Source organism: Diaphorobacter sp. HDW4B (assembly GCF_011305535.1).
In the GTDB taxonomy this organism is placed as follows: Bacteria; Pseudomonadota; Gammaproteobacteria; order Burkholderiales; family Burkholderiaceae_C; genus Diaphorobacter_A.
In genome coordinates this window covers 407503-420249 of record NZ_CP049906.1, presented here as the reverse complement: position 1 = coordinate 420249, position 12747 = coordinate 407503, and the positions used below count along the sequence as shown (strand labels likewise).

The window sequence follows — 12747 nt, the reverse complement described above, 5'->3', positions numbered from 1 at the left end:
GCATCCCTCAATCCCAGCTCACGATCTTGCCGGGATTGAGAATGTTTGCCGGATCAAGTGCATGCTTGATTCTGCGCATCACATCCAAGGCATCCTCACCGTGCTCTTCCTTGAGGAACTCCATCTTGTGAATGCCGATGCCGTGCTCGCCCGTGCAGGTGCCATCCATTTGGATGGCGCGGCGGACCAGGCGATGATTCACCTCCTCTGACAGTGCCCATTCGTTTTCGCTTTGTTCATCGAGCAGCATCTGCACATGAAAGTTGCCGTCACCTACATGGCCGACGATTTTGAACGGAAAGGGCATACCCTCCAGATCGGTCACGGTCTGCATCACGCAATCGGCGAGACGAGAGATCGGCACACAGACATCGGTTGACACGCTGCGCGCACCGGGCCGCATTTGCAGTCCGGCAAAGTAAGCCTTGTGCCGTGCAGTCCACAGTCGCGAACGCTCCTCCGCCTTTTCTGCCCACTCGAAGTCCATGCCTCCATGGCTCTGCGTGATCTCCTGTGCCTGCTGCGCATGCTCTGCCACAGCGGCAGTGCTTCCGTGAAATTCGAAAAGCAGCAGCGGAGTTTCGCGAAGATTCAACTGACTGTGGCGATTGACTGCCCGTACCGCTCGGTCATCCATGAACTCCACTCTGGCGACAGGAATACCCATCTGCATGATGTCGATGACGCTGCTCACCGCATCCTGCAGTGTCGCGAAGTTGCAGACCGCCGCGGAGATCGCTTCGGGCACCGGATACACCCTCAGCGTGACCTCGACAATAATGCCCAGCGTTCCTTCACTGCCGACATAAAGTCGTGTCAGGTCATACCCAGCGGATGACTTGCGCGCACGACTGCTGGTGCGAATCACCTTGCCCTCGGCCGTCACCACCTTGAGCGACACCACGTTCTCACGCATGGTTCCGTAGCGCACCGCGTTCGTCCCAGACGCTCGAGTGCTGGCCATCCCTCCAAGGGAAGCGTTCGCGCCAGGATCAATCGGGAAGAAAAGCCCCGTGTGGCGGATTTCTTCATTGAGTTGCTGACGCAATACTCCCGCCTGTACCGTCACGGTGGCGTCTTCCGCGTTCACTGCGATGATCTGGTTCATCCGTGACAGATCGAGTGTCACCCCGCCTTCGATGGGCAAGATGTGCCCTTCCATTGAGGATCCGATTCCGAAGGGAATCAGCGGCACCTGCCATCGCTGGCACAGCTGCACCGCACGCACGACGTCGTCCGTCGAAGAAGCAAATACCACCGCGTCGGGTGGACAAACCGGATAGGGCGACTCATCCGTTCCGTGCTGTTCACGCAGCGCCATGTTTTGCGTGAACCGTTCGCCGAACTCAGAGACGAACTCCGCGATGCCTTGTTCACTCAAATGCCGCTTGGGACGGTTTTCATACAACTGCATGACCAAGCCCCATCAATCTTCTGGCTGAATGTTCGCCGCAGTCGCCACGCTTTTCCAACGCTGGTTTTCAGACTGAATGAATTGGCGGAATTCAGCAGGCGATGAAGGAGATGGCTGCACGCCGGATGCTGCGAAGCTCTGCTTGATCTCATTCGATTTGAGAATTTTGACAAGCGCCGTATTCAACTTCTGAACAACGTCCTTGGGCGTGCCCGCAGGCGCAAGCAGCCCTTGCCAGGATGAAGCCTCAAACCCGGCCAATCCAGCCTCGATCACCGTGGGCAGTTGCGGTGCAGTTTCGGAGCGCTTGTCAGCAGTCAGGGCCAACGCCTTGACCTTTCCTGCCTTGACCTGCGATCCCATTGTGGAATACGGGTCGATCATGAAGCCAATCTGTCCGCCAAGCAGCGCTTCGATGGCCGGACTCGTTCCCTTGAACGGCACATGCGTCATCTTGACCCCCAACTGTGCGTTGAAAGCCTCCGTGATCAACTGGTATGAACTCCCCGATGTCCCGTAGAACATGTCTCCTTGAGGCTTGCTCTTCAGATATGCGGCCAGTTCCTGGACATTGTTGACGGGGATCTTGTTGCTTACGACAACCACCAAAGGCTGCTTGGCTACCAGCCCGATGTGCTCATAGCTCTTGACCGGGTCATAGCGAATCTGGCGATACATCACCGGATTGGTGCCTAACGGCGCGATTCCGGCCATCAGCAAGGTGTAGCCATCGGGAGCCGCCTTGGCCGCCATCTCACAGCCGATCATGCCGCTCGCACCCGGCTTGTTGTCGACGATCACGGGCTGGCCCAGTTCCGTGCTCAGATGCATGGCAATGGTGCGGCCCATCACGTCAGTGATCCCTCCTGCGGCAAACGGAACGATGATGCGAATGCTGCGCTGGGGGTAGTCGGAAGCATGCGCAGATACTGCAAATACGGCAGCGGATATGAGGCTCAGGCCGATCATCCATTTTTTCTTCATGACTTGTCTCCTTGGAATTGATGTTGATCGCTCAAGCCGACGTGTAGGCCGTCTTGATGAGCGTATAGAAGTCCACTGCATATCGCCCCTGCTCTCGAGGCCCGTAAGAGGACGCCTTGCGACCACCGAACGGCAAGTGATAGTCGAGACCACTGGTGGCCTGATTGACTTTCACGATTCCCGCCTGTGAATGACGTTTGAATTGCGACGCATATCGCAAGCTGGTGGTGCAGATGCCGGCAGCCAACCCAAACTCGGTGTCATTGGCCACATGCAGCGCTTCGTCGAAATCTCGAACCCGTGTGACTGATGCGACCGGGCCGAAGATTTCCTCTCGTCCGACGCGCATCGACGGACTCACCTCGGTAAACAACGCAGGCTGCAGGTAGAACCCGGGCGCAGCCAACTCCAACCGTTGCCCACCCCAAGCCAGATGGGCTCCTTCCTTGCGCCCGATGTCTATGTAGGAAAGGTCCACGAACAATTGCTTCTCGTCGACCACCGGACCAATATGGGTTGCAGGATCAAGCGCATGCCCGATTTTCAGCCCCTCAAGACGGTGAATCACGGCGGCCACAAAGCGATCATGAATGCCCTCCGTGACGATGAAGCGTGACGATGCGGTGCACCGCTGACCCGTACTGAAAAATGCTCCTTGCACGGCGCATTCCACGGCAATGGCCAGATCCGCATCGTCCAGAATCACGAGCGGATTCTTGCCGCCCATTTCCAACTGCATGCGCTTCATGACGGGTCCGCTCACACAATCCACGGCAATGCGACGCCCTGTGGGCACGGACCCCGTGAAGCTGATGGCGTCCACCTGAGGGTGGGAGCTCAGAACACCTCCGACCTGGCTGCCAGATCCCATCACCAGATTGAGCACCCCGTCCGGCAAGCCAGCGCGCTGAAGAATATCTACCAGAGCCCACGCCGATCCCGGCACCAGCTCAGCGGGCTTGAACACCACAGTATTGCCAAAGGCAAGTGCTGGAGCGATCTTCCACGCTGGAATGGCCATCGGAAAATTCCAGGGCGAGATGACGCCCACCACGCCCAATGGTTCGCGCGTCACTTCCGTGTCGCTGCCAGCCATGAGACCGGGCGTTCGATCGCCCGGAATACGCAAGGACTCACCGGCCATGAAAGCCAGAACGTTGGCAGCACGAGTCACCTCGCCGATACCCTCGGGCAGCGTCTTGCCTTCCTCGCTGGAAAGCAAGTGCCCCAACTCGTTCTTGCGACTCATGACCTCCTGAGCGGCGCGAACCAGAATGTCATGTCTCAGTTGTGGCGAAGTGCAGGACCAGGCCGGGAAAGCGGCGCGTGCAGCGGCGACGGCCTGCTCGGCCTCCGCAGTTCCCCCTCGCGCGTACACCCCCACTGTCTCGCGCGTGTCCGATGGATTGATGTTCTGCGTGACATCGCTGGCCTCGCACCACTGGCCGCCAATGAGATTTCGGTGAACCGATCGGTTTGTCTCCATGTCTCCGTATCCCCTCCGGCCTCAGACGCGACCGCGTCCAGCGGCCATCGCCGCTTCTCGCACCTGAGACAGGGTGAATGCAGGACTGATGACTTCCGGATCGATCATGCAATGCAGGATCGAAGGTTGCCCGGAAGCGAGCGCTCTCTCGAAAGCAGGGGCAAACTCCTCTGTTTTTTCCACTCGCTCGCCATGACCGCCAAACGCACGCGCGTAAGCCGCGAAGTCCGGGTTGCGCAACTCAGTCGCGCTGACCCGCCCTGGATACTCGCGCTCCTGATGCATACGGATGGTGCCGTACATGCGGTTGTCCACAACGATGACGATCACCGGCAATTGATACTGCACGGCCGTGGCGAACTCCTGACCATTCATCAGAAAACAGCCATCCCCGGCGAACGCGACCACCGTGCGATCCGGGAAGATTCGCTTCGCGCCAACCGCAGCAGGCACGCCATACCCCATGGAGCCAGACGTCGGTGCGAGCTGCGTTCCGAAGCCATCGAAATGGTAGAAGCGGTGCACCCAAGTGGCATAGTTTCCCGCACCGTTGCAGACAATGGTGTCGCTTGGAAGTCGGTCGTTGAGATAGTCCATGACCTTGGCCATCTGCAGTTGCCCCGGCGTGACTACCGTCTGCGTGTCACTCCATTTCTCGTAGATGGAGCGCAGGAGCTCGGCATAGGTGCTGCGTGACTCGGAAGTGGGCAGCGACTGATTGACCAATGCTTCGACAAACGCCGCTGGCGTAGCGCAGATGCCCACGGTAGGCGCATAGACCCGTCCCAGTTCCGTGGCTTCCGGGAATACATGGATGAGCTTCTGCTTGGGCACCGGGATGTTGAGCAGCGTATAGCCTTGGCTCGGTGTCTCCGACATCCGACTGCCGATCAGCAAAATCAGATCGGCCTGCTTGACCTGTTCCACCAAGGCAGGATTCGGACCAAAGCCCAGATCGCCCACGAAAGACTCATTGGACGTGGGAAACAGCATCTGACGACGCAGCGAGACTGTCACCGGAACATTCGACGCCCTCGCCCAACGAGCGAAATCCTCGACCGCTTCAGCACTCCAGCGCGTACCACCCAGCACCACCAACGGGCGTTCTGCCTGAGACAGCAACTCCAGCGCCTTTGCCATCTGTGCTGCACTGGGGGTGGCCGGAATTTCCTGCGCTGCCTGAGCGTCAGCACAGACCACCTTGTCGACCAGCATGTCCTCCGGCAGAGCGATCATCACCGGGCCCGGCCTGCCGGACAGGGCGGTGTGCACGGCACGTGAAATGATTTCGGGAATGCGACGAGCGTCATCGATCTCGGTCACCCATTTGGCGAAGTGGCCAAACGCCGCACGGTAGTCCAGTTCCTGCAGCGCGCCACGCTCACGCACGCCTCGCTCGATCTGGCCAACAAATACCAGAACAGGCGTTGAGTCATGGGATGCGATATGAATGCCGGGAGTGGCATTGGTCGCACCTGGCCCGCGCGTCACAAAGCATGCCGCAGGGCGACCCGTGAGCTTGCCGTGAGCCTCCGCCATCATCATGGCTCCGCCTTCCTGGCGACACACGGTGACGGTCACATCTGCGTCGTGCAAGGCATCCAGCACAGCGAGATAGCTCTCGCCAGGGACGCAGAACACATGGTCAATGCCATGAATACGAAGTTGATCCACCAGGATCTGCCCGCCAGTGCGGGCCTGTGCAGAAGGATTGACGCTCATTGCTTGTCTGATGTTGTTGTGAAAGAAAGGCTGGATGTGTTCACCCCGTGCTGCTTGCAGTCATGCGAAGCATATGGGATAAATCATAATAATGAAATTAAAATTTCACAAGCAGTCATTTTTATTTTGATTGATACTTGCAACTCTGCGTTCGCCTGATGCATATGCACTGCATGAGATCAGTGACTGCCAACAATCAAAAAGGAGCAATACAAATGGACTTGGGCATTTCGGGAAAGCGCGCATTGGTCTGCGCTGCGAGCAAAGGACTGGGTTACGCCTGTGCCAAAGCGTTGGCGCAAGCCGGTGCCCATCTGGTCATAGTGGCCCGCAATGAAGCACCACTACGAGAAGCCGCTGCACGACTGCGCCTCGCAGGAGGCTCCGTCATTGAAGCCGTAGCGGCCGACATCACCACCGCCGAAGGCCGTGAAGCAGCACTAGCAGCCGCCGCATCGTTGCCGGGATCCACCTACGGTGCGTACGACATCCTCATCACCAATGCAGGAGGCCCGCCCGCTGGCGATTTTCGTGACTGGGACGAAACTGTGTGGCAGCAAGCCCTTGGGGCCAATATGCTCACGCCGATCGCTCTGATGCGCGCAACTCTGGACGGCATGATGTCGCGTGGCTGGGGCCGGGTAGTCAACATCACCAGCACTGCTGTCAAGGCACCCAGCCCTTATCTGGGTCTGTCCAATGGTGCGCGCAGCGGCCTGACAGGCTTTGTCGCGGGTCTCGCACGACAGGTGGCGGCCAGCGGTGTCACCATCAACAATCTTCTGCCTGGCACATTCGATACAGACCGACTGAAATCCAATTTGCAAGCCGGCGCAGACCAAGCCGGACTGGAGCTTCAACCCTATATGGCGAAACGCATCGACGCCATTCCCACGCGCCGCTTTGGCAATGCTGACGAATTGGGAGCTACCTGCGCATTTCTCTGCAGCCAGCATGCGGCCTACATCACCGCACAAAACGTCCTGATCGATGGCGGGGCCTACCCCGGCACGATGTAAGTGCATCAACTTCAAACAAAAGACACATGTCCTCAGCCATCCTCATGCACTCACCTGGCGGTCCGGAAGTTCTGCACTGGGAATCGGTGGAAGTTCCTTCTCCACAGCCACACGAGGTTCAAATCCGACATACCGCCATCGGAGTGAACTTTCACGACGCCTACGTCCGCTCAGGTCTTTATCAAACACTGGCATTGCCAGGCATTCCGGGATTGGAAGCCGCAGGGGTTGTGGAAGAAGTGGGCTCCAGCGTGACTGAATTCCGGCGTGGCGACCGCGTTGCCTATGTCACGCGGCAGTATGGAGCCTACGCCGAGCGTCGCAATCTCGATGCGAATTTGCTGGTGCCTCTGCCCAAGGACGTATCTGACACCGTAGCTGCATCCAGCCTGCTCAAGGGCCTGACGGCCCAAATGCTGGTGCAAAGCGTATACCGCGTCCAGTCCGGAGACTGGGTACTGGTACATGCAGCCGCTGGCGGCGTGGGCACACTGCTCTGTCAATGGGCCACGCGTCTGAACGCACGTGTGATTGGCGTCGTCAGTTCCGAGGCCAAAGCCCATGCGGCCATGGCAGCCGGTTGCCACAGCACTGTGTTGTCACAAGCGTCCGATCTCGTTTCACAGGTCATGAGAATCACTGACGGAGCCGGTGTCAACGTGGCATATGACTCCGTAGGCAAGGACACCTTCTTTGCATCACTGGAATGTCTGGCCCCTTGTGGTCATCTGGCGAACTTTGGCCAATCGTCGGGGCCTGTGCCTGCTTTTGAGATATCCCGGTTGTTTCCAAAATCCAACTCGGTGTCGCGCCCAAGCGTGTTTCAGCACATCCGAACCAAGGAGCTGCTGCGCAATGCAGCCTCACAGTTCTTCGAGATCTACCTCCAAGGAGATCTGCATATCGGCGACAGTCTGGAATTTCCACTGCGTGATGCAGCGTCTGCCCATAAGGAACTGGAAAACCGCCAACGTACAAAAACCATTGTCCTGCGCCCCTGAACGCTGAAGACGCGAACGACAAAAGAGTCCTTGCCGCAAAACTGCGACAAGGACTCTTCATCATCTAAGGTCCAACCAAGTTTGCGTCAGGACTTCAACTCTGCCGTCGCTGGTCTTGCCACCTGAAACAGATCGGTGCTTCTCGCATACCATCCACCGCCATGCATACGGCTTACCAGGCCCAACTCCGGTGTGTTCAGAAAGCCCTGCTCGGCATCCAGAACCAACGCGTCGTCGACATGAGCAGCAACTACACGGCCGATCACAATGGTCTGAAGCGGACCCGTGACCACAGAAGCAATGCTGACGCACTCCAGAGACACAGGGCACCCCTGGATACGTGCTGGTTTCACTTGCTTTGATGGCAATGCAACCAGCCCCGCTTGTTCAAGCTCATCAACGTCCGGAGCATAGTCAGCGCAAGTCTGGTTCATCTGCGAAATCAAACGCTCCGGCACAAGATTCACTACAAACTCTCCGTTCTCCATGATGTTGGCCGCTGTGTCCTTGAGCGATCCACGGGTGTGACGCATCATGCCCAGCGCCACCGTCGGCGGTTGGTGTCCCATCACATTGAAGAAGCTGTACGGCGCGGCATTCGACACTCCGGCGTTTGACCTTGTCGTCACCCAAGCGATCGGACGCGGGGTGACACTGGCAGTCAGCAGGTTGTACATGGTTTGCGCAGGAAGCGTCGCAAAATCGAAAAACATGAATCAGCTCTCCTGTGCCACCTGAACTGATTGCAGTGGAACCACCGCTTGTTTGGCGCGGATGTCCACATGCAGTTGAAAGACATCCGGACGAGCGTAGTGACCAGAGACGTCAAAGTCGAACTTGCCACGCAAAATTTCGTTGGGATCTATCTGCGCATAGAGGATGGTCTCTCCGTTGAAGTCCGGGCCCGCCAGCACCTCTCCCAACGGACTGATGATGGCGCTGCCACCGCGCATCAGAACGGTGTCTGGCGCATCACCCAAGGCGCATTCGAAGTCCTGAGGATACGCATCGCGACGAAGGTGTTGGCAAGACGTAAGCACATAGCAGCGGCCTTCTAGCGCAACGTGCCGCATGCTTGGAACCCAACTGTCGCGGTCATCTGCCGTGGGCGCACAATAAATCGCAACGCCTTGGCTGTACATGTACATGCGCAACATGGGCATGTAGTTCTCCCAGCAGATCACCGCACCTACGCGACCATATTGCGTATCGATCACGGGCATGGTGGAACCGTCACCAAAGCCCCAGATCAGACGCTCTCCAGCGGTGGGCATCAGCTTGCGGTGCTTGCCGGCGAATCCCTGCTTTCCGTTGAAGTACAACACCGTGCAATACAGCGTTCCGCCATCCGCCTCGATGCAACCGATGACCACGACCGAGTCCGTTTCCTGCGCCGCCTGCTCGATCAGGGACACCTCCTCTCCATCCAGACGGATGGCTTGACCGTGATAGCGTGCGAATGCATCGCGGCCTTCCGGCCTGCGCATGCCAATCGGCGCACCAAACGAGTTGCCCTTGGGATACCCCCCCAGATAAGCCTCGGGAAACACCATGACCTTGGCTCCCTCCTTGGATGCCTCATGGATCAATTGGACTGCTTTGCGTGCGGTTGCCACGCTGTCCTCGGGAATGGATGCAGCCTGAACGACGGCCACCTTGAATGACTTGCTCATATGTACTCTCTACCTTGATTTCAGTGTGTGTGCTCTTCGTCGATCGCCTTGGCTCGCGTGTTGGGCAGGAAGAGTGAACCGATCACGCCCACCACAGCCGTCACCACTACCGGATACATCAAGCCCCCGAAGATGTTGCCGCTGGCTTGTGCCAGATAAGTGGCAGTGAAAGGAACGATGCCTCCGAAGATGCCTGCGCCGATGTGATACGGAAAGGACAGCGCCGTATAGCGAATGCGAGCAGGAAACAGTTCAACCAGATAGGCGGCTACCGGTCCATAGACCATGGCGACGACAGCGGTCATGAGGATGAGGATCAGAACAATGGTCACCTTGTCGATGCGAGCTGGATCCGCGCGTTGCGGATAGCCCGCTTCGGACAGAGCGCGCGAATAGGCCTTGGCATCGAACCCATTGACGGTGGTGTCTCCCACCGACATCGCAATTTCCTGCCCCGCCAACGGCGCGGCATACTCGAAATTGATGCCCTTGGAAACCAGCAGTTTCTTGGCCTGCACGCACACCTTCTTGTGATCAGGGTGAGCGCTCACCAGAGAGGCCTGAAGGCCAAAGTCGCAGGCGCCACCGCTGGTATCCGCGTGGATGCGCACCGGAGTTGTCTGCATGACTTGCGCAAGTTCTGGATTGCCCGCCTTCAGCAGCGCACCGAACATCGAGTGATAACCAATGGCTGCGATGAACAGTCCAGTCATCATGATCCACTTGCGGCCAATGCGGTCCGACAGCCATGCGAACAACACGAAGGTCGGCGCACCGATGATGAAGCCCCAGACGATCAGTTCATACACCGTCTTCTGGTCGATCTGCACAGCCTGCTGCATGAAGATCATCACGTAGAACTGCCCCGTGAAGTACGTGGCACCCTGGCCTGCCGTCACCCCGACGAGTGCAAGAATCACCAGCTTGAGGCTGGACCACTGACCGAAGGTCTCCTTCACCGGATTCTTGGACAGACGGTTTTGCTGCTTCATGCGTGTGAACACCGGCGACTCGTGCAACTTGGCTCGCACATAGACGGAGATGGCCAGCATCACGATCGACAGAATGAAGGGCAGACGCCAGCCCCACTGGCGAAAGTCTTCCGCACTCATGGAAGCCTGCGTGAGCAGAATCACGATCAACGACAGGATCAGACCTGCCGACGAGGTGATCTGAATCCAGCCGGTGAGCAGACCACGGCGCTTGGGCTCGCAGTGCTCGGCCACATAGATCACCGCGCCGCCATATTCGCCACCGACGGCCAATCCCTGAACCACGCGCAGTGTGAGCAGCAAGATCCAGGACAGGTGCCCCACCGATTCATAGGTGGGCAGACAGCCAATCAGCACAGTGGCGCCACCCATCATCACCACGGTGATGAGGAAGGTGTACTTGCGACCCCACTTGTCGCCAAGATAGCCGAACATCACGGCCCCCAGCGGCCGAATGATGAAGCCAACCGCGAGTGCGCCCAGTGCGGCCAACAGCGAAACCGTTGGATTGTCCTGCGGAAACAGCACTTGGCTCATGAACACGGCCAACGAGCCGTAGATGAAAAAGTCATACCACTCGAAGAGTGTTCCCAACGTCGATGCCAGTACCACCTGTCGCTCTTCTTTGCGACTCAAGGTGATCTCTTCACCTGAACTTTGCCTCGCCAAACCTGCTTCCATACCGGTGCACTCCCATGCAGATAAATTGATAATGCTGTATCAGTTAACTATTATCAAATTGAAAGACATCTTTTCAGCACTAGGGATAACCCTGAAAACTTGTCTTCGTGTCACCAAGCGCACTGATAAACTTCGTCCCCAAATCGATACAAGGAAAACGAAGAATGGCGAGACAAGCAACCAAGACTGACAAGAGTGACGAACCGAAGTCAGCAAGCCCCCGGCGCGGCATCCAGTCCATTGAAGTGGGCTTCCGCATCCTCGATGTCATCCGGCAAGCGGGGCGACCTTTGCCACTCAAGGAGTTGGCCGAAGCAAGTCAACTCACCGTGCCCAACGTTCACTACTACCTCGTGAGTTTTCAAAAAGTGGGCCTCGTGCATCAACAGGCCGATACGGGCTTCTATGGATTGGGACCCTACGCGCTGCGCCTTGGATTGGCGGCGCTGGAGCAGTTCGATGTGTTCACCACAGCTCGACCCGTCATGGCCGAGCTGGCGGCCATCACTGGGCAAACCGTCTTTCTGGGTGTCTGGGGCAACAAGGGACCGACCATCGTCTACCGTGTGGAAGGCAGTCGCAGCCGCCCATTGCTGGAGCTGCGCGTGGGCAGTGTTCTGCCGCTGCTTTCCTCTGCATTGGGCCGCAATTTTCTCGCGCACTTGCCACCCGCAAACACGCGCGATCTGCTCGAGCAGGAACTCGCCAGCATGAAGAAGAGCGATGGAGTGAACAAGTACTCCATGCGTGATGTGGAAGCCATGCGCGACGAGGTTCTCTCTCATCACCTGAGCCGATGCCGCGATGCTTTGCTACCCCATTTCACCTCGATGTCCGCGCCGATCTTCGACATGCTCGGAGAAATGAAAGCCGCGATTACCGTGATGGGACCGGTAGGCTCGTTCGACGATGACATCGACTCGGAAACAGCTCGCGTGCTGATTGAAAAAGCGCAATCCATCTCCGCCGTGGCCGGATGGACGAAGGCAGTCATTCCGTCCTGATGCGCAAGGTGGACGCTGGATCTGCTGCAACGCATTCGCAAAGTCTGGCATGTCAATCCACGGGCGGCCCGAGAGCAAATGCGTCCCATGAGCCACGTCTCACGCTCATCGTCTCAACTCAGATGGGGAACCTAAAAACGTCCCCACTCTTCAGCAAATCTGAGCAATCGCTCAGCATTTCGCGCCAATGAAAATCCAAGGCCTGCCTAGACTTTCCTCCAACAACCAACACGGTTTGGAGACACGAAGTGGTCCGGCATCCAATTTCACATGGCAGCGCGCAAATACGAAAGCAGTTGCACAGCAATGGGCGACAAACTTCTCCCTCTTGCATTGATGATGCTGATATCGCGCGTCAGTCCCTCGTCAGACAGATTGATGATTTTCAAAGGCTACTGAACCGCAGCGCCAGCAGCGATTCTTGGAGCAATGCCAATACCCAGTCCTTGCGCTGCCATGACGATCAAGGTCTGCATTTGCTGCACTTCGTATTGAGCATTCAATCGAACGTTGGCCGCCTTGGCGGCAGCATCCACAGACCTCCTGATTGAATCCCATGATGCCTTGCGAGACGTACAAAAAATAGCGGCACTGGAAAGCGTCGAAACTCTGGACCTCGGACTCATGGAGTTGTCAGCAGCCATCATGGAGCTTTGTGCTTCGATGTGATGCGCAGATTCAACCCATCGTGAATGCAATGCTCCCGACAGCCGAAGATATCGCAACCGCTTCAGATATTCTGCTGGCCGCACATGCAGCGGACTGGGGGCC

General features: G+C 57.6%; 11 protein-coding genes. 3 read left to right on the top strand and 8 right to left on the bottom strand.

Translation table 11 applies throughout. From position 1 onward, the window contains the following. Nucleotides 1-7: 7 nt before the first annotated feature. From G7048_RS26745 to G7048_RS26730, 4 genes are read right to left on the bottom strand one after another with little or no spacing between them, the layout of a single operon-like run. A complete protein-coding gene (locus G7048_RS26745; RefSeq protein ID WP_166071521.1) occupies nt 8-1414 on the bottom strand; it encodes an FAD-binding oxidoreductase in 1407 nt (468 codons plus the stop codon). 12 nt (nt 1415-1426) lie between these two features. Further along, a complete protein-coding gene (locus tag G7048_RS26740; RefSeq protein ID WP_166071520.1) occupies nt 1427-2479 on the bottom strand; it encodes a tripartite tricarboxylate transporter substrate binding protein in 1053 nt (350 codons plus the stop codon). Further along, complete coding sequence (locus tag G7048_RS26735) at nt 2430-3884, bottom strand: aldehyde dehydrogenase family protein (protein WP_166071519.1); 1455 nt, start codon at nt 3882-3884, stop codon at nt 2430-2432. Before G7048_RS26735 ends, G7048_RS26740 begins: the two co-directional genes overlap by 50 nt. Before the next feature lie 21 nt (nt 3885-3905). Next, nucleotides 3906-5606, bottom strand: a complete 1701-nt coding sequence (locus G7048_RS26730; protein ID WP_166071518.1) for a thiamine pyrophosphate-binding protein — start codon at nt 5604-5606, stop codon at nt 3906-3908. A 215-nt stretch (nt 5607-5821) separates the two neighbouring features. Between G7048_RS26730 and G7048_RS26725 the strand changes: the two genes are divergently transcribed. Both G7048_RS26725 and G7048_RS26720 read left to right on the top strand, forming a co-directional pair. Next, nucleotides 5822-6625, top strand: a complete 804-nt coding sequence (locus G7048_RS26725) for an SDR family oxidoreductase (RefSeq protein WP_166071517.1) — start codon at nt 5822-5824, stop codon at nt 6623-6625. A gap of 26 nt (nt 6626-6651) precedes the next feature. Continuing rightward, nucleotides 6652-7626, top strand: a complete 975-nt coding sequence (locus tag G7048_RS26720; protein ID WP_166071516.1) for a quinone oxidoreductase — start codon at nt 6652-6654, stop codon at nt 7624-7626. 86 nt (nt 7627-7712) lie between these two features. Here G7048_RS26720 and G7048_RS26715 read toward each other — a convergent pair whose 3' ends face one another. The 3 genes from G7048_RS26715 to G7048_RS26705 are packed head-to-tail and all read right to left on the bottom strand — an operon-like array spanning nt 7713 to nt 10972. Beyond that, nucleotides 7713-8339, bottom strand: a complete 627-nt coding sequence (locus G7048_RS26715) for a flavin reductase family protein (protein ID WP_166071515.1) — start codon at nt 8337-8339, stop codon at nt 7713-7715. Between the two features lie 3 nt (nt 8340-8342). Then, entirely contained in the window at nt 8343-9299 is a 957-nt protein-coding gene (locus G7048_RS26710) for a carbon-nitrogen hydrolase family protein (RefSeq protein ID WP_166071514.1), read from the bottom strand. A gap of 20 nt (nt 9300-9319) precedes the next feature. Then, nucleotides 9320-10972 carry an MFS transporter gene (locus tag G7048_RS26705; RefSeq protein ID WP_166071513.1) on the bottom strand — a complete coding sequence of 551 codons (1653 nt, stop codon included), beginning with the start codon at nt 10970-10972 and terminating at the stop codon, nt 9320-9322. Nucleotides 10973-11136: 164 nt separating this feature from the next. Between G7048_RS26705 and G7048_RS26700 the strand changes: the two genes are divergently transcribed. Beyond that, nucleotides 11137-11976, top strand: a complete 840-nt coding sequence (locus G7048_RS26700) for an IclR family transcriptional regulator (protein WP_166071511.1) — start codon at nt 11137-11139, stop codon at nt 11974-11976. Between the two features lie 392 nt (nt 11977-12368). Here G7048_RS26700 and G7048_RS28815 read toward each other — a convergent pair whose 3' ends face one another. Then, nucleotides 12369-12602: a LysR substrate-binding domain-containing protein gene (locus G7048_RS28815; protein WP_371747738.1), complete on the bottom strand. Its 234-nt coding sequence runs from the start codon at nt 12600-12602 to the stop codon at nt 12369-12371. Nucleotides 12603-12747: the final 145 nt, after the last annotated feature.